Here is a 26,986-nt window from a genome sequence, read left to right as displayed (position 1 = left end):
CCCACCCGACAGCCACGACAGCCACAGCAGCAACGGGTGTCAGCCGTGGGCCTTGCCCCGCCCGCCGGGACCCACCTGCTTGCGTGGGCGCACCGTGACCTCGATCGGAGTGCCTTCGAAGCCGAACTCCTCTCGCAGCTTGCGCTCGACGAACCGCTGGTAGCCGGCGTCGAGCGGGCCGGTGGTGAACAGCACGAACCGGGGCGGTGCCACGCCGGCCTGGGTGGCGAAGAGGATGCGCGGTGCCCGGCCGCCGCGTACTGGGTGCGGGGTGGCCTGGACCAACGCGGTGATCCACTGGTTGAGCTGGCCGGTCGGGATCCGGGTCTCCCAGCTGGCCAGCGCGGTCCGCAGCGCCGGGGCGAGCCGCTCCACCGACCGGCCGGTCCGGGCGGAGATGTTCACCCGGATCGCCCACGGGATGCGCCGGAGGTCCCGCTCGATCTCCTTCTCCAGGTAGTACCGCCGGTCGGCGTCGACCAGGTCCCACTTGTTGAACGCGATCACCAAGGCCCGGCCGGCCTCGACGACCATCGACAGCACCCGCTGGTCCTGCTCGCTCAGGACTTCGCTGGCGTCGAGCAGGACGACCGCCACCTCGGCCGCTTCGATCGCGCCGGCGGTGCGCAGGCTGGCGTAGTACTCGGTGCCGCTGGCCCGGTTGGCGCGCTTGCGCAGCCCGGCGGTGTCGACGAACTGCCACGGTTCACCGCCGATCTCGACGATGCTGTCCACCGGGTCGACGGTGGTGCCCGCGACGGAGTCGACGACCGCCCGCTCCTCCCGGGCGAGCCGGTTGAGCAGGCTGGACTTACCCACGTTCGGCCGGCCGACCAGAGCGACCCGGCGGGGGCCGCGCGGCCCGCCCGGCTCGGTGATCGGCGGCGGATCGGGCAACGCGTCGAGGACCGCGTCGAGCAGGTCGCCGGACCCGCGACCGTGCAGCGCGGAGACCGGGTACGGCTCCCCCAGGCCGAGCGACCACAGGGCGGCCGACTCCAACTCGACGGACATGTTGTCGGCCTTGTTGGCGACCAGCAGGACCGGCTTGGCGCTGCGTCGCAGCATCTTGACCGCGGCCTCGTCGACATCGGTCGAGCCGACCGTCGCGTCGACGACAAACAGGACGACGTCGGCAGTAGCCACCGCAGCTTCGGCCTGGGCGGCGATGGCGGCGGCCCGGTCGCGGGCGTCCGGCTCCCAGCCGCCGGTGTCGACGACAACGAACTGCCGGCCGGACCAGTTGGCGTCGTACGGCACCCGGTCCCGGGTCACGCCCGGGGTGTCCTCCACCACCGCCTGCCGGCGGCCGATGATCCGGTTGACCAGTGTGGACTTGCCGACGTTGGGACGCCCGACGACGGCGACCACCGGGACCGGGGCAGCCGGCCCGGTCCGCTCGTCCGGGACCGCCTCGGCGCTCACCGGGTCGTCCGGGCTACGAGCAGCTCACGGAGCCGGTCGACGACCTCGTCGATGCCCATCCCGGTGGTGTCCAGCTCGACCGCGTCGGCGGACTGCTGCAACGGGTCGGCGGCCCGGGTCGAGTCGAGCCGGTCGCGGCGGGCCAGCGCCGCCGCCGTCGCCGCCACGTCGGCGGCGGTCTCGGCGCTGCGCCGCATCGCCCTGGCCTCGGCCGAAGCGGTGAGGTAGACCTTGAGGTCGGCGTCGGGTGCGACGACGGAGCCGATGTCACGGCCCTCGACGACGATCGGGGCCGGCTGGTCGATCAACGCGCGCTGCTCGGCGACCAGCCGTTCGCGTACCGCCGGCACGGCTGCCACCGCGGACACTGCGGAGGTGACCTCCTGGCTGCGGATCTCGACATCCACCGCGACGCCGTCCGCACTGATGCGCGGTGCCGCCGGATCGGTGCCGACGGTCAAGGTGACGTCCGACGCGACCTTGACGACCCCGGGCGTGTCGTGCGGATCGACGCCGGACCGGAGCACCGCCCAGGTGATCGCCCGGTACATCGCCCCGGTGTCCAGATAGCGGGCGCCCGTCGCGATGGCCAGTCGCCGGGAAACGGTGGATTTGCCGGATCCGGACGGACCATCCACCGCCACCACGAAGTGCCCGGTCCGTACCTGCTCAGCCACCGTCGGTTTCCTCTCTTCCGTACCACCGGCCCCGGCAGTCCCGGGAGCATCCACGAGGGCACCCGCCGAGTGCCCGCTTTCCGGGTCCATCATGCCTGGTTAGTCACTGACGGCCGCGAAGAGGGCGGCGACCTCCGCGTTGTTCAGCCGCCGGGTCCGCCCCGGCCGCAGGTCACCAAGCCGGATCGGCCCGATTGCGGTCCGCACCAGTCGCGAGACCGGGTGCCCCACCTCGTCGAACAGCCGACGCACGATGTGGTTGCGCCCCTCGTGCAGCACCACCTCGACCTGCGCGGTGCGACCCAGCGTGTCCAGCAGGGAGTATTTGTCCACTTTGGCCGGCCCGTCCTCGAGATCGACACCGGCGAGCAGCCGGCGGCCGACCGCCCGGGGCACCGGGCCGGCAATCTCGCACAGGTACGTCTTCGGCACCCCGTACGACGGATGCATCAGGCGATGCGCCAGCGTGCCGTCGTTGGTCAGGAGCAACAGTCCCTCACTGTCCGCGTCCAGCCGGCCGACGTGGTAGACCCGCTGGTCGACCCGGTCGAGCAGGTCCGACAGCGCGGTACGCCCCTTTTCGTCTGCCATGGTAGAAACGACGCCGCGGGGCTTGTTCATCGCCAGATAGGCGAGCCGGTGGTCGGCGACGACCCGTTCGCCGTCGACGTGGATGACCGCCGTACGTGGGTCGACCTTGTCGCCAAGCTGGGCGACCCGTCCGTCGACGGTCACCCGGCGTCGAAAGATCAGATCCTCGCAGGCCCGCCGCGAGCCGACCCCGGCGGTGGCGAGCACCTTCTGCAGACGCTGGACACCGCTGTCGTCATCGCTGGGCATCGGCAATCTCTTCCACGTCGTCGGGCAGGAACGGCGCGAGCGAGGGTAGTTCCTCGACGCTGTCCAACCCCAGTTTCTCCAGGAACAGCGTCGAGGTGCGGTAGAGGTAGGCGCCGGACTCCGGCTCGCTGCCGCACTCCTCGATCAGGCCACGGGACAACAGGGTACGGATCACCCCGTCGCAGTTGACACCCCGGATCGCGGAGACCCGACCACGCGTCACCGGCTGCTTGTAGGCGACCACGGCGAGGGTCTCCAGCGCGGCCTGGGTCAGCCGTGCCGACTGCCCGTCGAGCACGAACCGCTCCACGTACGGTGCGTACTCCGGACGGGTGTAGAGCCGCCAGCCGCCGGCTACCCGGCGCAGGTCGAAGCCGTGACCGGCCGCCGTGTAGCCGGCGGAAAGGTCGGCGAGGACCGCCGCGATCCGGTCGGTGGGCTGCTCCAGCACCTGGGCCAGGACCACCTCAGCGACGGGTTCGTCGATCACGAGCATGATTGCTTCGAGCGCGGCGCGCAGCTCGCCGTCGTCGAGCAACGCCAGCGCCTCCGGTCGGCCCGGCGACGGCTCAACCACCGGGGCCGGCTCAGTAGCTGGTGCCGGCTCAGCGACCGACACCGGTTCGGGCTCGGGAGCCGGGACCGGTTCAGGCTCGGGAGCCGACACCGGCTCAGGTTCGGGCGCGGGGGCCCGCTCCGCTGGTACGGGGGCCCGCGCCCACGGTGGCACCCAGGCGGCCGCCTGCTCGGCGAGCGAGTCGGGCTGCTCGTCGGTGCTCACGAGGTCTCCTCATGGACGGTGTCCGGCTGGGCGGGCGGTGCCGCCGCAGCGTCCCGTTCCTCCGGGTGGCCGGCGTACTCGTCGATGGTGAGCTCCCCGCCGCCGTCGGCGCCCCCGGTCCAGCGTACGCTCAGATCCCCCAGGGCCTGCTCCTGGCTGAAGCCGACCAGACCCTCCCGGTAGAGCTCCAGCAGCGCGAGGAAGCGTGCGACGACCTCCAGGGTGGACTCGCAGTCCAGGCACAGCGTCTGGAACGTCGCGGTGCCCATCCGGCGCAGCCGGTCACGCAACAGAGTGGCGTGCTCCCGCACGCTCACCCGGATCTGGTGCACGTGGTCGATGGAGACGACCGGTGCGACGCGTGGCGTCATCGCCCTGATCGCGAGCTTCGCGAGCCGCTCCGGACCGATACCGAGCACCAGCTCAGGCAGCGCCTGCGCGTACCGCTCCTCCATGGTGACCGAGCGGGGATAGCGGCGGGCCCCGGCGGTCTCCAGCTCGGCGATGTGCGCCGCGGCCTCCTTGAACGCCTTGTACTGCAACAGCCGGGCGAACAGCAGGTCCCGGGCCTCCAGCAGAGCCAGATCCTCTTCGTCCTCGACCTGGGCTGCCGGCAGCAGCCGGGCGGCCTTGAGGTCGAGCAGGGTCGCCGCGACGACCAGGAACTCACTGGCCTCGTCCAGGTCCCAGTCGTCGCCCATCGCCCGGATGTAGGCGATGAACTCATCGGTGACCTGGTGCAACGCCACCTCGGTTACGTCCAGCTTGTGTTTACCGATGAGCTGCAGCAACAGGTCGAACGGGCCGGTGAAGTTGTCCAGCCGGACGGTGAATCCGGTGCTCTCGCCGGGCAGGGCCACCCCGGCGGCGTCACCGGAGCCGGGTGCCCTCTCGGCCACCTGCCCAGCTGTCGCGTCGACCGTCGGAGCGCTCACCCGTCGACCGTAGTCCACCTGCTCGACGAGCTGCACCGCAGGTTAGCGCTCCGCCTGGTGCGCGATGACCTCACGGGCCAGCTGCCGGTAGTTGCGGGCCCCGGACGAGGCCGGGTCGAGACTGGTGATCGGCGCGCCGGCCACCGTCGACTCGGGGAACTTCACCGTCTTGGTGATGACCGTCTGGTAGACCTTGTCGCCGAACGCCTCGACCACCCGCTGCAGCACCTGCCGGCAGTGGGTGGTACGGCTGTCGTACATCGTGGCGAGGATGCCTTCCAGCTCCAGGTCGAAGTTGAGCCGCTCGCGAACCTTGTCGATGGTGTCCAGCAGCAGCGCCACCCCGCGAAGGCTGAAGAACTCGCACTCCAGGGGGATCAGCACACCGTGCGCCACGGTGAGCGCGTTGATCGCCAGCAGACCGAGCGAGGGCTGGCAGTCGATCAGAACGAAGTCGTACTCCTTGCGGATCGACTTGAGCACCCGGGCCAGGGCCATCTCCCGGGCGACCTCGTTGACCAGCTGGATCTCCGCGGCCGACAGGTCGATGTTGGCCGGCAGCAGGTGCAGACCGGCGACGTCGGTCTTGATCAGCACGTCCTCGGCGGTGACGTCGTCCTGCATCAGCAGGTTGTAGACCGACAGATCGAGGTTGTGCGGGTTGACCCCGAGCCCGACCGACAACGCGCCCTGCGGGTCGAAGTCGACCAGCAGCACCCGGCGTCCGTACTCGGCCAACGCGGCACCGAGGTTGATCGTCGTGGTGGTCTTGCCGACGCCGCCCTTCTGGTTGGCCATCGCGATGATCCGCGCCGGGCCGTGCCGGTCGGTCGGCATCGGCTCGGGGATCGGCTTGCGCATGGTGTAGGCGGTCGGATCGGCGGGACCGAGCTCCGCGCTCAGATCGAGCCCCGCCTGTTGTTCGCGGAGCGTCGAGGTCCACGCCTCGGCACGGTCACTGTTGCCCGCCATGTCCTGTGCGCCCCCTCCCGACGACTGCTCGGCGCCGGAGCCGACCGGCGTCTGCAGCGGCGTCGCCGCTGCGGGGCCTTCGCCTGCCGCCGTACGAAAGCCGCGCCGTTGCCCGACTGTACGCCACCCGGCCGGGGTGCGGCGGACACCGGTCCGGCGTGTCGACCCGGCTTGACCCGGGTACGCCCGACGTCCTCACCCGCACCCGCCTATGGATCAACCGTAGGCACGCGGAGCGGGTCAATGACGGGCCCGCGGATGGGAGGTGGCGTAGACCTCCCGGAGCCGGTCGACGGTCACCAGAGTGTAGACCTGAGTGGTGGTCACCGACGCGTGCCCGAGCAGTTCCTGGACCACCCGTACGTCCGCGCCGCCGTCGAGCAGATGGGTGGCGTACGAGTGCCGCAGGGTGTGCGGGGAAACCGGATGCGCCCCGCTCACCGGCAGCCCGGCGCGTTCGGCGGCGCGCCGTAGCACCGTCCACGCGCTCTGCCTGGACAGCTGCCCGCCCCGCGCGTTGAGGAAGACGGCCGGGCTGCCCCGGCCCGCCGCCGCGAGGGCCGGCCGCACCCGGGTCAGGTACGCCCGCAGCGCGTCGGCCGCGTACCCGCCGACCGGGACCACCCGCTGCCGGCCGCCCTTGCCGCGGAGCAGGACCGCCCCGGTGGCCAGGTCGAGGTCGTCGACGGCGGCACCGACCGCCTCGGAGATCCGCGCCCCGGTGCCGTAGAGGAACTCCAGCAGCGCCCGGTCGCGTACGGCCAACGGCGGCACCGGACCGTCCACCGCGCCGGCGGCGGCCAGCAGCCGTTCGATCTGGTCGAGGTCCAGCGCCCGGGGCAGCCGGCGCGGCGGGACGGCGGGACGGACGTCGCGGCCGGCGTCGGAGTCGGCGTGTCCCTCCCGGACAGCGAACCGGTGCAGCCCGCGGATGGCGCTGGCGGCCCGGGCGGTGGACGCGGCCGACAGCGGCGGCTGCCCGTCGGCGCCGGACCGCAGCGCGGCGAGGTGCCCGGTGATCTGCGCCGACCCCACCTTGGCCAGCTCGTCGATCCCCAGGTTCGCCAGCGTGCCGAGGTATCGGTCCAGGTCGCGCCGGTACGACCGGAGGGTGTGCTGGGACAGCCCGCGTTCGACGGTCAGGTGGTCCAGGTAGCTGCGGACAGCGTGCCGCAGCGCGGGGGCCGGCGGCACCGTCGGCGGCGGCACGGCGCCGGTCAGCCCAACGCCTCGGCCAACGACCGGCTGCTCAGGCCGTGTGCCTCGGCCACCGGGCCGGAGGTGATCTCGCCGTCGTGGGTGTTCAGACCGGCGGCGAGAGCCCGGTCGTGGCGCAGCGCGTCGCGCCAGCCCCGGTTGGCGAGTTCGAGGGCGTACGGCAGGGTGACGTTGGTCAACGCGTACGTGCTGGTGTGCGGGACGGCGCCCGGCATGTTCGCCACGCAGTAGAAGACCGAGTCGTGGACCGGGTAGACGGGTTCGGCGTGGGTGGTGGGCCGGGAGTCCTCGAAACACCCTCCCTGGTCGATCGAGATGTCCACGAGCACACTGCCGGGCTTCATCCGGGACACCAGTTCGTTGGTGACGATCCTGGGTGCCTTCGCCCCGGGCACCAGGACCGCGCCGATCACCAGGTCCGCGTCGATCACCGCCCGCTCGACCTCGTAGGTGTTCGACGCGACCGTCTTCATCCGCCCCTGGTGGATCGCGTCCGCCTGCCGCAGCTTGCTGATGTCCCGGTCGAGCAGCAGGACGTCGGCGTGCATCCCGAGCGCGATCGCCGCCGCGTTCATCCCGGACACCCCGGCCCCGATGACCACCACCTTCGCCGGGTAGACGCCGGGGACCCCGCCCATCAGCACGCCGCGCCCGCCGCCGGGACGCATCAGGTGGTACGCGCCGACCTGCGCGGCCAGCCGACCGGCGACCTCGGACATCGGGGCGAGCAGCGGGAGGGACCGGTCTGCGTTCTCCACCGTCTCGTACGCGATTCCGGTGACCCGCTGCCGCAGCAGGGCGTCGGTGCACTCCCGCGACGCCGCAAGATGCAGGTAGGTGAAGAGCACCTGGCCGGGACGCATCCGGTGGTGTTCCTCGGCGACCGGCTCCTTCACCTTGAGTACCAGGTCGGCGCTTGCCCAGACATCGTCGGCGCTCGGGGCGATGCTCGCTCCGGCGGCGGCGAACTCGTCGTCGGTGATGGAGGATCCGACGCCGGCGCCAGTCTCCACCGTCACCTGGTGACCGGCCCGGGTGAACTCGTGCACCCCGGCCGGGGTGATCGCCACCCGGTACTCGTGGTTCTTGACCTCGCGGGGAATGCCAACCTTCACGTCGCCGTCACCTTTCCGCGGGCCACGCTGCCCGAACTCGTCTCCCGGCGAAGTCTAGATCCGGTCGACGGGTCCGACAGCCCGCACGTTGACAGTCGATGGCGGCGTGGCTTGACGGTGTGTCATCCTGCGCAACCACCGGTCAGCTGGCCACACAGAGTGAAGGTCCGAGACCACCAGGTAGCACCCGTTCACGGTTTTCCCAGGATCCGGACCTTCGCTGCGACGACCTGGACCAAGGTCACTACATTGCCGCTTCATGACCTTTCCTCAGCATCCTGGCGCCGGTGGCGTCTCCGACAAAAGCAAGATCATCGCCGGCGTCCTCGGCATCCTGCTGGGCGGCTTCGGCGTCGGCCGGTTCTACACAGGCCATACCAAGATTGCCGTACTCCAGCTGGTCGTCAGCGTCGTCACCTGTGGCCTCGGTTCGCTCTGGGGCCTGATCGACGGGATTCTCGTCCTCGTCAACGGCGGCACCGACGCCCAGGGTCGGCCGCTGCGCGACTGACCACCCGACTACTCGGCGACCACGGCGGATCCGGCCGGTCGCCGAGCGGCGATTACGACAAGCCGAACGGCGGTCGGGCGGACGACATCCGCCCCGGCCGCCGTTCGGCATACACCGGGTCAGCGCGCTGCGCCGCCGGGCGGGCGCGAGGCAGGCTCGGTGGCGGCGCGCAGCGCTGCCCACCCCGTCTGCCGGGCGCAGGCGGCAGCCAGCAGACCGGTAACCGCCGGACCGTTGGTGATCTCGCCGGCCAGCACCATCCGGACCGCCTCGTCGAGATCGACCAGGCGGACCTGCAGCTCTGCCTCCTCGTCGTGGCGGTGGTGCCGGTCCTGCTCCGGCACCGGGGTGAGGTCCCGGGCGAGGAAGATCCGGACCGTCTCGTCCGAAAATCCCGGCGACGGGTGCACATCGACGAGCAGGTCGAGCCGACCGGCGGTCAGGTCGGCCTCCTCGACGAGCTCCCGGCGGGCGGTGGCGGGCAGTTCCTCCCCGGCGACGTCGATCAGGCCGGCGGGTAGCTCCCACAGTTGCCGGCCCACCGGGTGGCGGTACTGACGGATCAGCACCACTCGTCCGGCCTCGTCGAGCGCGACCACTGCGACCGCGCCGACGTGCCGTACGTAGTCGCGCCTGGCCGCACCGCCGCCCGGCATCGTCACCTCGTCACTGACCACCGAGAAGACCGGGCCGGAGAACCGGTCGGTCCGCGACAACACCTGGTAGACGTGACCACCCGAGCCATCTTCGGCGTCCGGCTCATGGTCCCGCATCAGGCCCGGCCTCCGGGGGCCGGCGCCAGATCCACCGGCAACTGGTCGGCCTCCGAATAGGTGATCACGGCACCGACGAAGGCGTGGAACAACGGATGCGGCCGGGTCGGACGGCTCTTCAGCTCCGGATGGGCCTGGGTGGCCACGAAGAACGGGTGCTCAGCCCGGTCCAGCTCGACGAACTCGACCAGCCGGCCGTCCGGCGAGGTACCCGAGATCCGCAACCCGGCTTTCTCCAACACCTCCCGGTACGCGTTGTTCACCTCGTAGCGATGCCGGTGCCGCTCGTTGACCTCGGTCGCCCCGTACGCCTGCGCGACGATCGAGCCCTCGGCCAGCAACGCCCGGTACCCGCCCAGCCGCATCGTGCCACCCATGTCCCCCTTGCCGGCGACAATCTGCTCCTGGTCGGCCATGGTCGCGATGATCGGGTGTTCGACCTCCTCGTCGAACTCGGCGGAGTTGGCACCGGCCAGACCGGCGCCGTTGCGGGCCACCTCGATCGCCATGCACTGCAGGCCGAGGCAGAGCCCGAGCACCGGGACACCGTTCTCCCGCCCGTACCGGGCCGCGCCGATCTTGCCCTCGATGCCCCGCACCCCGAACCCGCCCGGAATCACGATCCCGTCGACCCCGCTGAGCGCGGCGGCGGCACCGTTCGGGCTGACACACTCGTCGCTGGGCACCCACCGGATCTGCACCCGCGCCCGGTGCCCGAACCCCGCCGCCCGGATCGCCTCGGTCACCGACAGGTACGCGTCCGGCAGGTCGACGTACTTGCCGACCAGCGCCACGGTCACGGTGTGTCGCGGATGGTGCACCCGCTCCAGCAGGTCGTCCCAACTGGTCCAGTCCACGTCCCGGAAGGACAGGCCCAGCCGGCGCACCACGTAGGCGTCGAGGCCCTCCCGGTGCAGCACCTTCGGGATGTCGTAGATGCTCGGCGCGTCGGGGGCGGCGATGACCGCCTCCCGGTCCACGTCACAGTAGAGCGACAGCTTGTGCTTCAACTTGTCCGGGATCTCCCGGTCGGAGCGGCACACGATCGCGTCCGGCTGGATACCGATGCTGCGCAGCGCGGCGACCGAGTGCTGCGTCGGCTTGGTCTTGAGCTCGCCGGACGGCACCAGGTAGGGAACCAGCGACACGTGCAGGTAGAAGCAGCGGTCCCGGCCGACATCGTGGCGGACCTGGCGGATCGCCTCCAGGAACGGCAACGATTCGATGTCGCCGACAGTGCCGCCCACCTCGGTGATCACCACGTCGGGGATCAGCCCGTGCTCGTCGGGCTCCCCCATCGCCCGGATCCTGGCCTTGATCTCATTGGTGATGTGCGGGATCACCTGCACCGTGTCGCCGAGGTACTCGCCCCGGCGTTCCTTCGCGATGACCTCGGAGTAGATCTGACCGGTGGTCACGTTGGCCTTGCAGGACAGGTCACGGTCGAGGAACCGCTCGTAGTGCCCCACGTCGAGATCGGTCTCGGCGCCGTCGTCGGTGACGAACACCTCACCGTGCTGGAAGGGGTTCATCGTGCCGGGGTCGACGTTGAGGTACGGGTCGAGCTTCTGCATCACCACCCGGAGTCCGCGGGCGCTGAGCAGGTTGCCCAGGCTGGATGCGGTCAACCCCTTGCCGAGTGAGGACGCGACGCCCCCGGTGACGAAAATGTGCCGTACCGTCTGTGTCGAAGGGGCCAAGGCGTGCTCCCGTGGGTCGTCTGACTGGTCGTGCAGACCGGCGCGTCACTGATGAAGCTGCTGGCGCGATCCACGGGACTCCACGGTAACACCTGCCGAAACAGCGGACCCGCTGACCTCGTTGGGTGCCTTCGCCGGGGTCTGCTCGGCCGAGCCCGCCGAGCCCGCCGGGCCGGTCAACGGTCTGGTCCGGTCCGCCGAGTGCCCGAGCACCCGCAACGCCACCAGCGCGGCCAGCGGCACGGTCACCGCCGCCGCCGCACCAGCCACGTCCAGCGCCGAACCCGCGAGTCCGCCGCCGATCACCGAGGACACAGCGATGCCGGCCATCGCCGCCCGCACCGCCGGGTAGATGCCGAACAGCCGTTTCAGCCCGCCCCACGGCTGCAGCAGGGCGAACCACACGAGTACCGCGGCGACCAGCGCCAGCACCGTCAACGGGCTGCTCAGCAGGGCCGACATGTTGGCCGCCGAGGAACGGTGCAGGGTGAGACCGCCGGTGCCGTCGGCCAGTGCGGTGAGGAACCGTCCCAGGCTGCCCCGTTCGGTCTCCGGCCGCTGCAGATCGAGCAGTGCGAAGCCGGCGGTCACCAGCAGACCCGCGATCGTCGCCCACGCCACTCTGGGCACGCTCAGCCAACCACCGGTGCTGATCGCCGCCGTGATCGCCACCCCGGCGGTCAACGCGATCGCTCCCACCGGGTCGGCACCCAGGTAAGGGCTGCCGACCAGGATCACCGCTGCACCACCGATGGTGACCACCACCGTCACCCGCCAGCCACGCCGGACCCGCTGGGCCAGGCAACCGGCGGCCAGCAGGGTGCCGGCGATCAGCATTCCCAGCCCCACTGTGCCGAGCCCGGCGTAGCGACCGCCTTCGGAGGCGGAGTACCCGGTGACGCCGTTGAGTTGCAGCCGGGCCCCGGTCAGCACGTCGGCGGCGACGACCGCCGCCGCGATCGTGGCGACCAGCATCATCGGGGCGAGCGTGTGCCGGTAGGAACGGCTGAACCGGACCGCCGCCGTCGCGGCGGCGACCGCCAGCACCGTGGTCACGGCCAACGCAGGGCCGGGCTGGCCACTGCGCCACCAGGGCACCACCTCGGCCAGCAGCGCCGCCGGGATGACGAGCGCGGCCGCGATCAGCAGCACCTCCATGACGGCGTTGGCCCGTCGGGTGACCGGGTCCGGGCCGGGCCGCCCCGCGGTGCGTCGGACCCGGCGCAGCAACGGTACGACTGCCACGGCGAGGACCGTGTGGAACCCGGTGAGCAGGCCGAAGAACCAGACCGCGGCGCGTCGCTGGGCGCGGGCCTCCCGGTCGGCGTCGGCCGGGTACGCGATCGCCGTCGCGAGGTCCTCCGGCCGGCCGGGTGCCGAACTCGCCGGCTGGCCGATGAACAGCCCGTCGGGTTGGTCCCGGTCGAGCACGTGCAGCGCGGTCGGCGCCAGGTCCACCAGCTGCAGGTAGCCGTCCCGGCCGGTGGTCGGCGACGTCATCCAGCCGGCGTCCCAGCCGGGGCCGTCGGCGATCGCGACGTGCAGCCGGGTCGGTGCGCTGGTGTCGGCCAGCCCGGCGACCAGCACGAGTGAGCGCTGCGGGCGGGCCGCCAGGACCCGCGCCAGCGTCGCGTCGGCCTGCCGGGCGGCGGCGGCCCGTTCGGTCGGGTCGGAACCGGCGACCACTCCGGCGTCAACCACGCTCAGCACGCAGGAGGCGAGCAGGTCCGCTGGGTCCTGCGGGAGTTCCGGCTCGTAGCGGTCGACCCGGCCGAACGGCCGGGCGGCGGTCAGCGCGGCACCCGGCCCGACGGCCACGGTGCACCGCACCGACTCGGCCAACGCGCCGGGCACCGCGCCCCAGGCGAGACGTTCCTGGTTGAGGCGTACGGTCGCGGGCTGCGACGTCAGGTATCCGCCGATGCCGTCGGGTTGCTCGACGGCGATCTGCGCTGGCGGGCAGGTGCCGTCGCCGGCGGTGCCGTCGTAAGCCGCGTAGTTGCCGGCACCGAGGGTGACCCAGCCGTCGGCCGGACAGGTCGGCCGCTGCGCGGACCGCACCGACAGTGAGGCGATCGAGCCCTGCTCCGCCAGCCGCCACAGCGTCGGCGTCGTCCGCCGGTCGATGTCGTCCCAGCGCAGGCCCGGAACTCCGACGATCACCACGTAGTCGGCGCTGCGGCCGGAGGTGCCCACCGCCGGCCGGTCGGCCAGTGCCGCCACGCCGGCGGCCAGCAGCACCGACATCAGCAGCAGCGGCACGACCCGGTGACGCATCAGCCGCTCCCGTCCACGGGTCGGTCGTCGCGGTCGGTCGGCCCGTTGCGGCGGCCCGGCACCGACTGACCGCCGGCTACCTTCCGCCCGCCGGTGACGCCCCGCCCGTCGGTCAACTCCCGGTAGACGGCGCGGACCAGGTCGAGACTGTCCGCGTCGGTCGGCCAGCCGGCGGCCTGCCGGGGTCCACGATCGGCCAGGTCGGCCCGCTGCTGATGGTCGCTCAGCAACTCGCGCACAGCGCCGTCCAGTGCGGCCAGGTCGCCGGGCGGAATCAACCGGCAGGCGTCTCCGACCAGTTCGGGCAATCCGCCGACCGCGGTCGCCACCAACGGTACGCCGGCCCGCAGCGCCTCCTGGGCGAACAACTGTCGAGCCTCCCAGTCGCTGCTGACCACCGCCAGGTCGGCACCGAGTAGCAGGTCGGCCACGTCATGACGGTGGCCGAGCAGGGTGACCGGTGCCCGTACCGCCGAGATCTGCGCCGCCAGGGACAGGTAGCTGGGCCCGGTTCCGGCGATCACCACCTGCGCCGGTGGGGTCAGTTCGCGCCACCCGGCGGCGGCGTCGACCAGCAGGTCGTAGCGCTTCTGCGGGTGCAGCCGGCCGACCGAGAGCACCAGGGGTCGATGGGCGCCGACACCGAACTCCGCCCGAACCGCGGCACGGCTGCGTCTCGGCGCGGGTAACTCCGGCGCCGCCACCGGGCCGAGCCGGGCATCGGACGCGCCGAGCGCCAATGCCCGCTCGACGAGGTCGGCGGAGGCGCCGAGGGTCACCTGGGCGGCCCGCGCCACCCTCCGCTCGACCAGCCGCGCGAGCCGCCCCCGCAGTCCACCAGCGAGAATGCTGTTGTGCCAGGTCACCACGATCGGCGCGGACGGTCGGGCGAGCGCCGCGACGAATCCGGCGCGTAGTCCGTGCGCGTGCACCACGTCGGCCCCGTCGGCGAGGACGCGGCGGATCGCGGTCACCGCGCGGGCGTCGGCCAGGGTCGGGTTGGCCGGGATCTCCACCGGGACGAACCGGGCACCGGACGCGGTGAACCGGAACTGCTGTTCGACAGCGAGCGGACCGCACACGGTCACCCGCGCCCCGCCCGACACCAGGCCGCGGCTCAGGGATGCGACGTGCTGGCCGATACCGCCCGTGCTGGAGCCGATCAGCAGCAGGACCGCACCCCTCCAGCGGTCGTCCGTCCGATCACTCACCGCGACTCCGTCCCCTTCCCGTCCCGTCGCCGGCCGGCCGCCAGCCGCCAGGTCCGGCGCACCGCACCAACAACCATCGGCCGCAGATCGTGGCGGTCCGCAGGCAGGGCCACCGCGAGAAAGACCGCCAACCCGGTCGCCCCGGACAGCATGCCCTGCAGCAGCACGCCGGGCACGGTCGGGGTGGTCGGCCCCGGCCCGGTCAGGTACGCCACGCCGGCGCCCGCAGCCGCCGCAGCGGCACTGGCCACCAGACCGGTCGCCGTCGCCCGGCCGAGTCCGGTCAGCACCGCGCCACCGCCGACCCGGCGAAGCGCCACGACCAGCAGCAGCCCCATCACCAACATGCCGAGCGCGTTGGCCAGCGCCAAGGCGAGGACCCGGTCGCGGTCCGGCAGCACCAGCGACAGCACCGGCGCGGCGACCAGCACGCAGCTCCAGCCGCCGGCCACCGCTGCGGCGGCAGGCGCCGGGCGGCCGGCCGCGTACAGCGCCCTGGAGCCGATCGCGAACATACCGTAGCCAATCAGGCCCGGAGCGAAGCCGGCGATGCCGGCCGCCAGCGTCCCGGCCTGCCCGGCCGGGACCAGAAAGGCCGCAGCCGGAAGGCAGATCGAGACCAGGACGGCCGCGCCGAGACAGCAGAGCAGGACCACGCCGCGTACGGCCGGACCGAGGTTGGACCGGTACCCGGCGATGTCCCCGTGGCTGTGGGCTGCGGCCAGGGTCGGGTACGCCGCAGTCGCCAGCGGCACCGCGAGTACCGACCAGGGCAGCAGGAACACCGTCTGGGCCAGCGTGAACAGAACGACGCTGCCCTGCGGCGCGCCACCGGCGAGGCAGAGCCAGACCGCGACCAGTATGGCGAGCTGCTGCGCGCCGACGGTGACCGCGCCGGCCGCCGCCAGCCCGCCGACCGCGTCGCGGGCCGCGCCAACGAACCGTAGGCCGGGTCGCAGCCGCAGACCCAGCGGGCGCAGCGGCACGAACAGGCACAGCGACAGCACGGCCACTCCGCCGGTGGTACCGGCGGCCAGCAGCAGCTGGCCTGACGCGCCCACCCCGGGCAGGTCGGCCAGCCGTCCCTCGGTGGCGGCGAAGGTCAGGTAGGTGCCGATCACCGTGACGCTGGACAGCAGCGGGGCGATCACCGGCCAGGCGAACCGGTGGTGCGCCTGCAGCACTCCGGTGAGCACCACGGCGATCCCGTACAGCGGAAGTTGCGGGGCGAACAGCCGCAGCATCAGGGTGCCGGCGTCGATCTGCGCGGGACCGGCGTCGGCGTCGAGTAGCCGCACGATCGGCCCGGCCGCGAACGCGAGCAGTACCGCGAGCGGGATCAGCAGGGCCAGCGTCCAGGTGAGCAGCGCCGACGTGGTCGCGGACACGGCGCTACGGTCACCGGCGGCCACCGCACCGGCGAGCAGCGGCACCACGAGGCTGGCCAGCGCTCCCCCAGCGACGATCTCGAAGATGATGTTGGGGATGGTGTTGGCGGCGAGGTAGATGTCGCCCAGCGCGGTCGGCCCCACCGACCAGGCGAAGACTGCGGTACGGCCGACCCCGGCCAGCCGGCTTGCCACGGTGAGCACCGCGATCAGCGCGGCGGCACCGGCGACCCGGGTGCCGACCGCCGAGTTGGTCATTGCCGCGTCCTGGTCAGGGTGTCCGGCGGCCGAGGGCGTCGAGCTCACGTAGGCCGGGGGTGCGTGCGATCACCTGGGTGAAGCTGACCCGCTCGCTCGCTGCGGTCAGCCCGGCGAGCACGGCGAGCACGGCCGCGCGGCCGGCCGGCCCGGTACGCTGCGCGACGGCGACCCCGAGCAGGGCACCCAGCGCGTTGGCGCCGCAGTCGCCGAGCATCACCTGCTCGTCGAGATCGTCGCGGAGCAGCCCGAGCACCGCGCCGCTGGTCCCCGCGGCGGTGCCTGCCGTCGGGCCGGCCAGCAACGGGGCGGCGATCAGCAGCCCGGCCTTGGCCGCCCGCCCGGGACGCAGGTCCAACAGATTGACCAGGTTGGCGGTGCCGGCGATGACGCCGGCACCGAGCAGCACGTCGGCCGCCCGGGTGACCGGTCGGCGGGCGGTGTCCCGGCGATCCGCGGCGAGCAGCGCGGCCGCAGCGGTGGCGGCGGCGCCGACCCCCACGATCTTGACCAGCCCACTGGTCACCCGGCCGGACCGCAGCGCCGAGAGATGCCCGGCGAAGCCCTTGGCCGCCCGCTGGTCCGGTCGGGCGCCGACGATGTCGTCGTAGAGCCCGACCGCTCCGGCACCGGCACCGGCGACCAGGGCCGCTGCGGCGGCAGGCGGGCTCGCGGCCCCGAACGCGGCGGCGGTCGACGCGGCGGCAGCGAGGGCAGGGCCGCCGGCGAGGCTCACCGAACGGCCCCGGAAGTTGGTGCGCTCCAATGCGCCACCGGGTGCGATCCGCTTGGCGGTCCGCAGTGCGACGCGGGCGGCGACGGCACCGGCGGCACCGAGCAGCAACAGGCCCAGCGGGCCACGATTCGGCATCAGGGGTTTCACTCCGTCGACAGGGTGCTATTCAGGACGTTTCGGCATCAACGACGTGGCACCCGCGCCAAGCCCGTAATGCCCGGCCTGATCGAGGGTGAACTGCTCGGCCACGGCGAGCGCCGTCACCGCCTGGCCGGCGGTCGTGTTGCCGTTGTCGACGGTCGAGATCGACTGGGTCAGCGTGGGGTCGTTGCGGACCGCGGAGATCAGGTTCCCGTCGCTGGAGCCGGTCCCGGCCACCACGACCTGGCTGACCCGGTCGAACTGCACCACCATGGTGACCACCGCGGCGTCCTTCTTGGCGGCGTCCCGGTCGACGTACGGCTGCCCGCTGACCACGACGACCGCCTCAGCAGGTCCGGTGACCTCCTGTTCGACGGTGATGTAGCCGGCGTCGCCGTACGCGTCGAGCAGCGCCGCCAGGTCCGCCGGTTCGACTGCCGGCGGCTCCTCTCGGTCGACCAGCGCGCTGGCCAGCAGCGCGCTGGAGGTCTCCACCCCGTCGCTGTTACCGGGCAGTCCGGCAGTGGGGATGGTGGGGCGGGCCGCCGCCGTAGCGAGCTCCAGCAACTCCACGCTGTTGTCCGGGTTGACGAACTTGTCCTGCACGTCGATCCGGCCGGTCAACGTCGCTCCGGCGAGGTCGAGCGCGGCCATCACGCCTTCGGCATGGTCCCGGCCGCTGGGCAGACAGATCACCAGCAGCCGGCGACCGGCGAGCTTGTCGGCGAGCAGGATCGGCGCGGCCTCGGCGACGAAGTCCTCCTCACGGTTGACCTCCTCACGCAGCGAGTTGACGGTTTCCCGCAACTGCGTGTTGTCCTTGCGGAGCGCATTCACATTGTCGCTCAGAGAATCGGCAACCGGGCCGTTCAGCGCAGCGGTGCCGACCACGAGGCCGATCGCCAAGGCGAGGAACACCGCGGTGAGCGACACCACGTGGTAACGGAAGTTGATCACACTTGCCGCCTTCTCCGATCCGTCTGCGCTGACCAGTAGTTTCGTCCGCGCTAGAAGAGCTGACCCAACTGGAAGACGAAATTGTCCCACCACTCGGATGCGACCCCGAGATAGGCCTTACCGACCGTGGAAACCGCCACGGCGGACGCCATGGCGGCGATCGCGGAGAGCACCAGCAGCAGCAACGACGAGCCGGAAATGCTCTGCCGGTACAGCCGGCTCACCCCTTTGGCATCGACCAGCTTACCGCCGACCTTCAACCGGGTCAGAAAGGTGGAGGCCATCCCGCCCCGCCCCTTGTCGAGAAACTCGACCAGCGTGGCGTGGGTACCGACCGCGACGATCAGCGACGCGCCCTTCTCGTCGGCGAGCAGCATGGCGAGATCCTCGCTGGTCGCCGCCGCCGGGAAGGTCAACGCCTCCACCCCGAGTTCGCGGACCCGGTCCATGCCGGGCGCCCGGCCGTCGCGGTAGGCGTGGACGACCACCTCGGCGCCGCAGCGCAGCACGTCGTCGGTGACCGAATCCATGTCCCCGATGATCATGTCGGGGGTGTAGCCGGCCTCGACCAGCGCGTCCGCTCCCCCGTCCACACCGATCAGGACCGGTTTGAACTCCCGGATGTACGGCCGCAGCACGTCCAGGTCTGCCTTGTAGTCGTAACCCCGGACCACGATCAGGCAGTGCCGGCGGGCGATCCTGGTCTCGATGTCCGGTACGCCGACCCCGTCCAGCAGCAGGTCTCGTTCCTGTTTGAGGTACTCCATCGTGTTGGCGGCGAACGCCTCCAACTGGACCGAGAGTCCTTCCCTGGCCTCGGCCATCGCCTTGGCGACCGAATCCGCGTCCTGGCGTACCCCGGACGCCACCCGGTCGTCGCCGACGAAGACCTCGGCGCCGTCGACCCGTACCGTGTCGCCCTCGCGAATCTTCTCGAACGCGTCCTCACCAAGGCCGTCGACCAGGGGGATACCCGCCTGGATCAGCACCTCCGGACCGAGGTTCGGGTACCGACCGGAGACCGACGGCTTGGCGTTGAGGACTGCGGCCACGCCGACGGCGACCAACGAGTCGGCCGCGACCCGGTCCAGGTCCACGTGGTCGATGACCGCGATGTCACCTGGCCGGAGCCGACCGGCAAGGCGCTTCGTCCGGCGGTCGAGCCGTGCCGTGCCGGAGATCGTTCCGGGCTCGGGACTACGAGCTCGGCGCAAGGTGGGTAGACGCATCCCTACCATCCTGGCATGTTGGGCGGTGAACACCGACACGACATGCCCGCTGTGCCACTACCGGCAGGTCAGACACACCGGGCCGACTCCGGCAGGTCAACCCCGTCGATCGCGAGCGGCGACCGCGAGCAGCTCCTCCGCGTGCGCGATACCCAGATCCGAGTCGGGTAGCCCGGCGAGCATCCGGGCGAGTTCCCGCGCCCGGTCGGTGTCCTCGACCACCCGCACGCCGCTGGTCGTCACCGCTCCCCCGGTGTCCTTCGCCACCACCAGATGCCGGTCGGCGAACGCCGCCACCTGCGGCAGGTGCGTCACCACCAACACCTGATGGCTACGGGCAAGCCGGGCAAGCCGACGACCGATCTCCACCGCGGCCTGCCCACCCACCCCGGCGTCGACCTCGTCGAACACCAACGTCGGCGGGCCGCCGGCTCCGGCGAACACCACCTCGATGGCGAGCATCACCCGGGAGAGCTCGCCGCCGCTGGCACCCCGCTGCAACGGCAGTGGCGGCGCACCCGGATGCGCCAGCAACCGCAGCTCGACCTCGTCGGCACCGTCCGGGCCGACGCCGGCGTCGACACCGTCGACGGTCAGCGTCGGTTCGCCCCGGCCCGCCGGCCGGGCGAGCACCGCGACCTCGATCCGGGCGTGCGGCATGGCCAGCCCGGCCAGCTCCACGCTCACCAACTCGGCGAAACGCGCCGCCGCCTGCCGACGGGCCGCCGACACCCGGGCCGCCAGCTCCGCCACCTCGTCGGCCAGCCGGGCACGTTCCCGGTCCAGCTCGTCCAACAGCTCGTCGGAGGTGTCCAACTCGGCCAGCCGGGACCGGGCCCGCTCCGCCCAGCTGATCACCCCGTCCACATCGTCGGCGTACTTGCGGGTCAGCCCGCGCAGCGCCATCCGCCGCTCGTAGACCACCTGCAGACGCTGTGGATCGGCATCCAGTGCCGCGAGGTAGCCGGACAGTTCCGCCGCCACGTCGCCGACCAGCGTCGCCGCCTCGGTCACCCGGGCCGCCAGTTCGCCGAGCGCCGGGTCGACGCCGGCCTGTGCCTCCAACGACCGGCGGGCGGTGCCGAGCAGACCGGTCGCGTCCGGCGTGTCGTCGGCCGGTTCGGTGCCGCCGGCAAGAGCGAGGGCGGCCAGCTGGGCGGCGGTACGCAACCCTTCGGCGTGCTCCAACCGTTGCGCCTCGGCCTTGAGCGCGGCCTCCTCGCCCGGCTGCGGATCGACCCGGGTGATCTCGTCGAGACCCAGCCGGAGCAGGTCCGCCTCCTGGTTGCGCTCGCGGGCGTTGCGCCGCCGGTCGGCCAGATCGTCGCTGACCTGGCGCCACCGACCGTACGTCTCCCGCATGGCCGCGAGCAGCTTGTCGTGGTCGGCCCCGGCGAACCGGTCCAGCGACGCCCGCTGCTCAGCCGGGCGCAGCAGCCGCAACTGGTCGGACTGCCCGTGCACGGCGACCACCTGGGCACCGATCTCGCTCAGCACCGACACCGGCATGCCGCGGCCGCCGACGTGCGCCCGGGACCGTCCTTCGGCGGTCACCGTACGGCTGAGCAGCAGGACATCGTCCTCGTCAGGCTCGCCTCCGGCGTCGGCGACCCGCTCGCGCACCACGGCTCCACTGGCACCGACCAGCCGCAGCCGGCCCTCGACGACCGCCCGGCCAGGGTCCGCTCGGACCCGCCCGGCGTCGGCCCGGCCACCGAGTAGCAGCCCCAGCCCGGTCACCACCATCGTCTTGCCGGCCCCGGTTTCACCGGTGATCACGTTCATGCCGCCGGTCAACGGCAGCGTGGTGTCGTCGATGACGCCCAGCCCGGTGATGCGCAGCTCTTCCAGCACAGCCACCGACAGTAGTAGCGGGCCGCGACGTTGACTACCCGGGGCGGTCAGCGCCGGTTGCCCCGCCAACCGTTGACCGGCAGATCGAACTTGGCGACCAGGCGGTCACTGAACGGGCGCGGATGCAGCCGGACCACCCGCACCGGCAGGTCGCCCCGTTGGACTGTCACCCGCGCACCGGGCGGCAGATCGTAGACCCGCCGGCCGTCGCAGCACAGCACCGCGAACGTGGTGTACGGGTCGACGGTGATGACGAAGGTGGAGCTCGGCGCGGTCACCAGCGGCCGGCTGAACAGCGCGTGCGCGCTGATCGGCACCAGCAGCAGCGCCTCGACCTCGGGCCACACCACCGGACCGCCGGCCGAGAACGCGTACGCGGTCGACCCGGTCGGCGTAGCGCAGACCACCCCGTCCGCGCCATAGCGCGACAATGGTCGGCCGTCCACGTCGACCATCAGCTCCAGCATCTGGGCGCGCTGCCCCTTCTCGACACTGATCTCGTTCAGCGCCCACGAGTCGATGGTGACGCCGTACTCCAGCTCGGCCCGCACGTCCAGGGTCAATCGTTCGTCCACTGTGTAGTCGCGGGCCACCACCTGCCGGACCGCCCGGTCCAGATCACCGATCTCGGCCTCGGCCAGGAACCCGACCTTGCCGAGGTTGATCCCGAGCAGCGGGGCCTTCGCCGGACGGGCCAGCTCCGCGGCGCGCAGGAAGGTACCGTCACCGCCGAGCGCGAACACGATCTCCACCCCGTCGGCAGCCGCCGGACCACCGACCGGCTGCACTCCGGGCAGATCCAGATCGTCGGCCTCCTCGGCGACCACCCGTACCTCGAAACCCGCCTCGATCAGGTCGGCGGCGACGGTCCGGGCATGGTCGGTGCTGCGCCGCCGACCGGTGTGGGTGACCAGCAGCGCCGCTCTGGCACCGCGGGGGGCCATCGGCGCCCCGCCGGTCGGGACTGTCGCGTTCACCGCGCTCCACCTTCTTCCGTGGCCGGACCGGCGTCGACGATAGCCCGCACCCGGAGCGGGTCGACGGGCGGCGCGTCGGCCCGGAACCAGACGAAAAACTCGACGTTGCCCCGCGGGCCGGGTAGTGGGCTGGCGACCACCGCCGAGACGCCGAAGCCAAGCTGGGCACCGGCCTGCGCGACAGCGAGCACCGCCTCGGCTCGCAACTGCGGATCGCGCACCACCCCACCGGAACCGACCCGCTCCCGGCCGACCTCGAACTGTGGCTTGACCATCAGCAACAGATCGCCGTCCGGCTCGGTACAGGCGACCAACGAGGGAAGGACCAGCCGCAGCGAGATGAACGACAGATCCGCCACGGTCAACCCGACCGGGCCGTCGATCCGGTCGGCGGTGAGGGTACGGACGTTGGTCCGTTCGTGGACGCGTACCCGTGGATCGCCCCGCAGCGACCAGGCCAGCTGTCCGTAGCCGACGTCCACCGCGACCACCTCGGCCGCGCCACGCCGCAGCAGCACGTCGGTGAAGCCGCCGGTCGAGGCCCCGGCGTCCAGGCAACGCCGACCGGCGACCGCGACTTCGGTGCCGGTCAGGGCGCCGATCAGCTTGTGCGCACCCCGGGAGACGTACCCGTCCGCCGGGTTCCCGCCGAGCAGCCGGACTGCCTCCGCCGGATCGACCATCGCTGCGGCCTTGGCGGCGGCGACGCCGCGCACTTCCACCCGCCCGGCCGCGATCAACTCGGCGGCCTGTTCACGGGACCGCGCGAGTCCGCGGCGGACCAGCTCCACATCGAGGCGGTTACGGCGTGCCATGCGACTCCGGGGAGGATCTCGGCCGGTCAGGCCTGGTCGATGGTGGCGAGAGCTTCCTGCAGGGTGCCGTGCGCCGCTTCGTACTGGGCGATCTGGTCGGCCGGCGGCAGACCAGCGGCGTTACGGACCGCCTCGATGGCCGCGTCGACCGCCGGGTGCCCGGTCCGGGTATCGGTACTGCCGGCGGTAACGTCCGTACCGTCGACCTTGCCGCCCACCGCCGCGGTGCCCGGCGCGGCGGCCGCGCCGGGTGGGGTCGGCGAGACCCGGCCACCGGGTGGGGGCCCCGGCACCGGGCCGGTCACCGCCCACCCGCCGAGCCGTCGACGGATCTGCGGCCCACCGTCTTGCTGGCCGGGGACTTCTTGGCGACGGCCTTCTTTGCCACTGCCTTCTTCGCGACCGTGTTTTTCGCCGCGGCTTTCTTGGCCACCGCCTTGCTGGCCACCGCTGGTTCGGCCCCGGCCCCCTGCGCCGGTTGTCCGGTGGCTGCGGTCGCCGGCTCGCCCGTCGCGTCACCGGTGCTGCCCCTCCCCGGACCGGCGGACGGCGGAATCGCGGCCTCGGCCGTGGCGGCGGCCGCCGAAGCGGCGGCCGCCCGGCTCCGGGCCCGCTCCATGTCGGCCTCCAGCCGGTCGATCCGGGCCCGCAGCGCCACGACCTCCTCGGCCTTGACCAGGCCCACTGCGCCGAGCGCCCGGTCCACCTCCGCTCGCACCAGCCGGGTGAGTGATTCACGGTTCGCGGTGCCGGCCGACAGCAGGTCCTCCGCCACCGCCTGCAGCTGGGCGGCGGTCGCCCCGCCCTTGCCGACCAACGACCGCGCAGTCTGCTCGGCCTTCTTCCGGGACGCCTCGGTCAGGCCGAGGGCCAGTTCCAGGTACGCCCGCCAGGCGTCACGCATGGTCCGACTCCTTCACCGCGGAGAATGTTCGGTTGACACGCTACCGGGACGCGACGCCGCGGTGCGGTACGGTGCCTGTGCTGAACACCGGTGGTGCGACCACCGGTCGCGGTGCCCGGCCCGGGCACCGCGACCCACCGCGAAGCCCGGGAGGTGCGATTGTGGCCAGCGTCGACGAGTGTCGGCAGGCACTGCGGGAGCTCGCCACCCGGCTCGAGGGCAACGCCGACCAGGTACGCGAACGAGTCAACCTGGACCGTACCCTCGCCTGCCGGATCACCGATCTCGGCGCCGCGTTCCACGGACGGCTTACCGACGGTCGTCTCGTCGACCTCGCCGACGGGGACGACCCGAAGGCCAAGATCGCCATGAACATCGGCAGTGACGACCTGCTCGCGCTGGTCCGTGGCGACCTCGACGTAGGTCGCGCGTTGGCGGCCCGACGGCTGTCGGTCAGCGCCAGCCCGTTCGACCTGCTGAAGCTCCGGAAGCTGCTGTGAACCGACCCGCTCCGTGGCCACGTCCGCGTCCACCGGCCCGGCTCACCCGGCGACCCGGTCCCCGGTCAGCGTAGGCTGCGACCCGGCGTCGGACCACCCCAGCACGTCGGGTCACGCCAGCGCCAGGACACGCAGCGCCGACTCGGCTGCGGCGGACTCGCATCGCACCTCGGTCACCGGGTCGCCCTGCCATGCGTGCTGGCAGAGCACCCGCAGCGCCTGCACGCTGTCACCGCCGGTGCCGTCGAGGACGAGCACCGCCGGGCCGTCGCGGTGCACCTGCCACCCGACACCGTCCGTCGGCCCGTCGTCGATCGGTCGGGCGGCGTCGGTCGCGAACAGTCCGGCGAGGTCCGCCGCCAGGTACGTCGGCCGGCGTGCCGGCGGGGCGGCCAGCAGTTCCCGAGCGTCGCTGATCCCGGTCAGCACGAGCAGACTCGCCATGCCGGCGCGGTTCGCCCCTTCGATGTCGGTATCCAGCCGGTCACCGACCACCAGCGGCCGCTCGGCACCGGCACGTCGAGCGGTACTGACGAACAAACCCGGTTCCGGTTTGCCGACGACCTGGTCCGGCTCCCGGTTCAGCGCCGTGCGCAGCGCGGCGACCAGCGAGCCGTTACCGGGCAGCGGTCCCCGGGCACTGGGCAGGGTCCGGTCGGTGTTCGTCGCCACCCAGTCGGCGCCGCCCCGGATCGCCACCGATGCCTCCGCCAGATCGGCCCACCCAATCCCGGGGCCGTACCCCTGAACCACCACCGCAGGCTTGTCATCGGCCGACGCGACCAGCGCCAGCCCGGCCTCGGTGAGCTCGTCACGCAGCGCGTCCGCGCCCACGACCAGCGCCTTGGCACCTGGACCGTACTGCTGCGCCAGCAGCGCGGCGGTCGCACCGGCCGACGTCACCACCTCGTCGGCAGTGGCCGGCACCCCCATGCCACGGAGCAGCCCGGCGACGTCGGCCGAACGCCGGGAGGCATTGTTCGTCGCGTACGCGACCGGCAGGCCGGCCCGCCGCAGCCGATCCACCGCCTCGACCGCCCCGGGGATGGGCCGGTCGATCAGGTAGATCACCCCGTCGAGATCAAAGATCACCAGGTCGTATGCGGCGGACAGCCCGCAGCGCCCAGCGGTGGCGTCGTCGGTTCGGGTCATCGGGGCCGGTCTTCTTCCGCGCTGCGGGGAGGTGAGCTGCCGGGGTGTGACGTGGCGGCCGGCTCGTCGTCGGCCTCGCCGTCCGGCTCGTCCGGCTCGTCCTCGGTCAGCAGTACGCCGTCGATCTCCAGAAGGCGCTCGGTCGCGTCAGTCGCCGCCTCCTCGTCGGCCTCGGCCGCCCGGGCGAACCATTCCCGGGCCTCGTCCTTACGCCCAGCGCTGAGCAGCGCGTCGGCGTACGCGTAACGGAGCCGGCAGACCCATGGCTCGGCGGACTCCACGGTCAACTCCCGGACCTGCAGCATCGCCACCGCTGCGGCCGGCTGCCCCAGGTCGCCACGCGCACCTGCGGCGACCATCAACAGCTCGACGGCGGCGGCGGGGTCCAGGCCGGCGCGATCCGCGCCACGGTAGATGTCGATCGCCCGCTCCGGCCGGCCGAGGGCGCGTTCGCAGTCGGCCAGTACGGCGAGGTGCGTCTGACGCCCGGTCATCCGGTGATAGGTCCGGAGTTCGGCGACGGCGGTCTGCCACTGCCCGGCCCGGTACGCGGCCAAGCCGACAGCTTCCCGTACCGCCGCGATGCGGGCGGCGAGCCGACGTGCCGCCAAGGCGTGGGCGAGCGCCGTCTCCGGCTCCTCGTCGAGCAGCTGCCCAGTGGCGACGAGGTGCCGGGCCACCGTGTCGGCCACCGGTCGGGCCAGTCCGAGCAGTTCGGCCCGGATCTCGGTGTGCAGGTCGGTGGCGAGGATATCGTCGGACAACTCCGGCGGCGGCGTACGTTCGGCCACGCGGTCGGCACCGTCCTCGTCGCGCCGACGGTATGGCGCGGCGGAGGCCTCCGCGGAACGGTCCGACGATGCCCGTCGGAAGGGCCGGTCGGTCGGACCGTCCGTACGCCTGCGGAACTGCCCCGGCGCGCCGTCGACACGGGACCGGGCGGCCTCACCGGAGTGCGGGCGCCGATCCTCGGACCGAGGGCTTCTCCGGTCGGCCGGTCGGCCGGTGGTCGGAAAGCTGCCCGACCGGCGATCACCGTGGGAACGGTCGCGCCGCTCGTCTCCCTGCCCGGTACGTCGGTCACCACCCCGCTGATCGAAGCGCCGGTCCTCCCGTCCCCGCCCGGCATCGAACCGACGCTCACCGTCAGCACGCTGCGCGCGAGGTCCCCCAGCCCGGGATCCGCCACGGTCGGGCCTGCGCTCGCCACCGTCCCCACCCGTGGTCCGGCGGTCGCCGCGGAAGCCTCGGTCCTCGCGGGGCCCACTGCGGCGGCCGTCGTCGGACCAGCTCCTGCCCTCCCCGCGGAAGCCGCCGTTTCTGCCCCCCGCAGCGCCACCGGGTTCCCCTTGGCCGCCCCGGCGGTCGTCGTCACGGCGGCGGGCCGGCTCCCAGTCGCCGCGTCGGTCCCGGTGTGGCCGTGATGCGCTGTCGTCGCGCCGACGGAACCCACCATCGTCACGCCGACGGAACCCGGACGGTTCTCGGCCGGTGCCGGACTCGTCACGGCGCACGTAGCCACGGTCACGACCGCCGGCCCTGCGGTCGTCGGGCTGTCGGCGGTCACTGTCCCAACCGCCTCGGCGGCGGTCACCGTCATTACCGGTGGCACCAGCCCGGCGTTCACCGGCGAACGGTTG

The 26,986-nt window shown here is 72.4% G+C and carries 24 protein-coding genes and 2 pseudogenes; 3 read left to right on the top strand and 23 right to left on the bottom strand.

All coding sequences use genetic code 11. From position 1 onward, the window contains the following. Positions 1-39: 39 nt before the first annotated feature. From der to ald, 8 genes are all read right to left on the bottom strand, one after another. The gene (der, locus tag ACN27J_RS03165; protein WP_123601320.1) at positions 40-1,425 is read right to left on the bottom strand and encodes a ribosome biogenesis GTPase Der; all 1,386 of its coding nucleotides are present in this window, start codon (positions 1,423-1,425) and stop codon (positions 40-42) included. Further along, the gene (cmk, locus tag ACN27J_RS03160) at positions 1,422-2,102 is read right to left on the bottom strand and encodes a (d)CMP kinase (RefSeq protein ID WP_421363340.1); all 681 of its coding nucleotides are present in this window, start codon (positions 2,100-2,102) and stop codon (positions 1,422-1,424) included. The genes der and cmk overlap by 4 nt, the downstream gene beginning before the upstream one ends. A gap of 99 nt (positions 2,103-2,201) precedes the next feature. Further along, positions 2,202-2,942, bottom strand: a complete 741-nt coding sequence (locus ACN27J_RS03155) for a pseudouridine synthase (RefSeq protein WP_421363337.1) — start codon at positions 2,940-2,942, stop codon at positions 2,202-2,204. Further along, the gene (scpB, locus tag ACN27J_RS03150) at positions 2,929-3,723 is read right to left on the bottom strand and encodes an SMC-Scp complex subunit ScpB (protein ID WP_421363334.1); all 795 of its coding nucleotides are present in this window, start codon (positions 3,721-3,723) and stop codon (positions 2,929-2,931) included. Before scpB ends, ACN27J_RS03155 begins: the two co-directional genes overlap by 14 nt. After that, a complete protein-coding gene (locus ACN27J_RS03145; RefSeq protein WP_421372088.1) occupies positions 3,720-4,622 on the bottom strand; it encodes a segregation and condensation protein A in 903 nt (300 codons plus the stop codon). Before ACN27J_RS03145 ends, scpB begins: the two co-directional genes overlap by 4 nt. Positions 4,623-4,700: 78 nt before the next feature. Then, a complete protein-coding gene (locus tag ACN27J_RS03140) occupies positions 4,701-5,630 on the bottom strand; it encodes a ParA family protein (RefSeq protein WP_123601316.1) in 930 nt (309 codons plus the stop codon). Positions 5,631-5,870: 240 nt separating this feature from the next. After that, a complete protein-coding gene (locus ACN27J_RS03135) occupies positions 5,871-6,839 on the bottom strand; it encodes a site-specific tyrosine recombinase XerD (protein WP_421363331.1) in 969 nt (322 codons plus the stop codon). A gap of 8 nt (positions 6,840-6,847) precedes the next feature. Next, positions 6,848-7,963: an alanine dehydrogenase gene (gene ald / locus ACN27J_RS03130; RefSeq protein ID WP_421363328.1), complete on the bottom strand. Its 1,116-nt coding sequence runs from the start codon at positions 7,961-7,963 to the stop codon at positions 6,848-6,850. A gap of 259 nt (positions 7,964-8,222) precedes the next feature. On the opposite strand from ald, the gene ACN27J_RS03125 reads away from it, so the two are divergent. Then, positions 8,223-8,474, top strand: a complete 252-nt coding sequence (locus tag ACN27J_RS03125; RefSeq protein ID WP_278168812.1) for a TM2 domain-containing protein — start codon at positions 8,223-8,225, stop codon at positions 8,472-8,474. A 119-nt stretch (positions 8,475-8,593) separates the two neighbouring features. Here the strand turns inward: ACN27J_RS03125 and ACN27J_RS03120 are convergent, their stop codons facing one another. The 13 genes and pseudogenes from ACN27J_RS03120 to ACN27J_RS03060 all read right to left on the bottom strand — a co-directional run bounded on the left by ACN27J_RS03120 (position 8,594) and on the right by ACN27J_RS03060 (position 23,694). After that, on the bottom strand, positions 8,594-9,247 hold the full coding sequence (locus ACN27J_RS03120; RefSeq protein ID WP_421363326.1) for an NUDIX domain-containing protein: 654 nt from the start codon (positions 9,245-9,247) through the stop codon (positions 8,594-8,596). Next, entirely contained in the window at positions 9,247-10,947 is a 1,701-nt protein-coding gene (locus ACN27J_RS03115; RefSeq protein ID WP_278168810.1) for a CTP synthase, read from the bottom strand. The genes ACN27J_RS03120 and ACN27J_RS03115 overlap by 1 nt, the downstream gene beginning before the upstream one ends. Before the next feature lie 144 nt (positions 10,948-11,091). Next, positions 11,092-13,224: pseudogene (locus ACN27J_RS03110) on the bottom strand (hypothetical protein); the annotation flags it as partial. Beyond that, positions 13,224-14,435, bottom strand: coding sequence for a glycosyltransferase family 4 protein (locus ACN27J_RS03105; RefSeq protein ID WP_421363323.1), 1,212 nt, complete (start codon positions 14,433-14,435; stop codon positions 13,224-13,226). The gene ACN27J_RS03105 and the pseudogene ACN27J_RS03110, both read right to left, overlap by 1 nt. Next, positions 14,432-16,081, bottom strand: a complete 1,650-nt coding sequence (gene murJ, locus ACN27J_RS03100) for a murein biosynthesis integral membrane protein MurJ (RefSeq protein WP_421363321.1) — start codon at positions 16,079-16,081, stop codon at positions 14,432-14,434. Before murJ ends, ACN27J_RS03105 begins: the two co-directional genes overlap by 4 nt. Positions 16,082-16,094: 13 nt before the next feature. Continuing rightward, the gene (locus ACN27J_RS03095; RefSeq protein WP_421363319.1) at positions 16,095-16,952 is read right to left on the bottom strand and encodes a hypothetical protein; all 858 of its coding nucleotides are present in this window, start codon (positions 16,950-16,952) and stop codon (positions 16,095-16,097) included. Positions 16,953-16,979: 27 nt separating this feature from the next. Continuing rightward, positions 16,980-17,915, bottom strand: coding sequence for a copper transporter (locus ACN27J_RS03090; RefSeq protein ID WP_421363316.1), 936 nt, complete (start codon positions 17,913-17,915; stop codon positions 16,980-16,982). Positions 17,916-17,965: 50 nt separating this feature from the next. Beyond that, positions 17,966-19,144, bottom strand: a complete 1,179-nt coding sequence (gene steA, locus ACN27J_RS03085) for a putative cytokinetic ring protein SteA (RefSeq protein ID WP_278168804.1) — start codon at positions 19,142-19,144, stop codon at positions 17,966-17,968. A gap of 96 nt (positions 19,145-19,240) precedes the next feature. Then, positions 19,241-20,998, bottom strand: a complete 1,758-nt coding sequence (gene recN, locus ACN27J_RS03080; RefSeq protein ID WP_421372087.1) for a DNA repair protein RecN — start codon at positions 20,996-20,998, stop codon at positions 19,241-19,243. Between the two features lie 47 nt (positions 20,999-21,045). Continuing rightward, on the bottom strand, positions 21,046-21,942 hold the full coding sequence (locus ACN27J_RS03075; protein ID WP_278174477.1) for an NAD kinase: 897 nt from the start codon (positions 21,940-21,942) through the stop codon (positions 21,046-21,048). 29 nt (positions 21,943-21,971) lie between these two features. Beyond that, positions 21,972-22,790, bottom strand: coding sequence for a TlyA family RNA methyltransferase (locus ACN27J_RS03070; protein WP_421363312.1), 819 nt, complete (start codon positions 22,788-22,790; stop codon positions 21,972-21,974). 26 nt (positions 22,791-22,816) lie between these two features. Next, complete coding sequence (locus tag ACN27J_RS03065; protein WP_421363309.1) at positions 22,817-23,095, bottom strand: hypothetical protein; 279 nt, start codon at positions 23,093-23,095, stop codon at positions 22,817-22,819. Continuing rightward, on the bottom strand, positions 23,092-23,694 hold the full coding sequence (locus ACN27J_RS03060) for a phasin family protein (protein WP_421363306.1): 603 nt from the start codon (positions 23,692-23,694) through the stop codon (positions 23,092-23,094). The genes ACN27J_RS03065 and ACN27J_RS03060 overlap by 4 nt, the downstream gene beginning before the upstream one ends. A 161-nt stretch (positions 23,695-23,855) precedes the next feature. Between ACN27J_RS03060 and ACN27J_RS03055 the strand changes: the two genes are divergently transcribed. After that, positions 23,856-24,194: an SCP2 sterol-binding domain-containing protein gene (locus ACN27J_RS03055; protein WP_278168800.1), complete on the top strand. Its 339-nt coding sequence runs from the start codon at positions 23,856-23,858 to the stop codon at positions 24,192-24,194. A gap of 111 nt (positions 24,195-24,305) precedes the next feature. Here the strand turns inward: ACN27J_RS03055 and ACN27J_RS03050 are convergent, their stop codons facing one another. Together ACN27J_RS03050 and ACN27J_RS03045 are read right to left on the bottom strand one after the other, a co-directional pair. After that, on the bottom strand, positions 24,306-25,346 hold the full coding sequence (locus ACN27J_RS03050; RefSeq protein WP_421363304.1) for an HAD-IIA family hydrolase: 1,041 nt from the start codon (positions 25,344-25,346) through the stop codon (positions 24,306-24,308). A 26-nt stretch (positions 25,347-25,372) separates the two neighbouring features. Beyond that, positions 25,373-26,026 (bottom strand): annotated as a pseudogene (locus tag ACN27J_RS03045) (Replicase polyprotein 1ab); the annotation flags it as partial. 357 nt (positions 26,027-26,383) lie between these two features. Here ACN27J_RS03045 and ACN27J_RS03040 point away from each other — a divergent pair. Continuing rightward, entirely contained in the window at positions 26,384-26,770 is a 387-nt protein-coding gene (locus ACN27J_RS03040; protein WP_421363302.1) for a hypothetical protein, read from the top strand. Positions 26,771-26,986 lie beyond the last annotated feature (216 nt).

It is taken from the genome of Solwaraspora sp. WMMB762, from assembly GCF_049179115.1.
Classification (GTDB): Bacteria; Actinomycetota; Actinomycetes; order Mycobacteriales; family Micromonosporaceae; genus Micromonospora_E.
Note: the sequence above shows the minus strand (reverse complement) of the source record. Positions and strands in the feature narration are given on the sequence as shown.

Excerpts from the sequence above, each read along its gene's own strand:
- murJ (WP_421363321.1), bottom strand. The coding sequence starts at position 16,081 with ATGACCAACTCGGCGGTCGGCACCCGGGTCGCCGGTGCCGCCGCGCTG.
- ACN27J_RS03075 (WP_278174477.1), bottom strand. The coding sequence starts at position 21,942 with ATGGCCCCCCGCGGTGCCAGAGCGGCGCTGCTGGTCACCCACACCGGT.
- ACN27J_RS03125 (WP_278168812.1), top strand. The coding sequence starts at position 8,223 with ATGACCTTTCCTCAGCATCCTGGCGCCGGTGGCGTCTCCGACAAAAGC.
- ACN27J_RS03120 (WP_421363326.1), bottom strand. The coding sequence starts at position 9,247 with ATGCGGGACCATGAGCCGGACGCCGAAGATGGCTCGGGTGGTCACGTC.
- steA (WP_278168804.1), bottom strand. The coding sequence starts at position 19,144 with ATGCGTCTACCCACCTTGCGCCGAGCTCGTAGTCCCGAGCCCGGAACG.
- ACN27J_RS03140 (WP_123601316.1), bottom strand. The coding sequence starts at position 5,630 with ATGGCGGGCAACAGTGACCGTGCCGAGGCGTGGACCTCGACGCTCCGC.
- ACN27J_RS03095 (WP_421363319.1), bottom strand. The coding sequence starts at position 16,952 with ATGCCGAATCGTGGCCCGCTGGGCCTGTTGCTGCTCGGTGCCGCCGGT.
- ACN27J_RS03060 (WP_421363306.1), bottom strand. The coding sequence starts at position 23,694 with ATGCGTGACGCCTGGCGGGCGTACCTGGAACTGGCCCTCGGCCTGACC.
- ACN27J_RS03070 (WP_421363312.1), bottom strand. The coding sequence starts at position 22,790 with ATGGCACGCCGTAACCGCCTCGATGTGGAGCTGGTCCGCCGCGGACTC.
- ACN27J_RS03050 (WP_421363304.1), bottom strand. The coding sequence starts at position 25,346 with ATGACCCGAACCGACGACGCCACCGCTGGGCGCTGCGGGCTGTCCGCC.
- ACN27J_RS03155 (WP_421363337.1), bottom strand. The coding sequence starts at position 2,942 with ATGCCCAGCGATGACGACAGCGGTGTCCAGCGTCTGCAGAAGGTGCTC.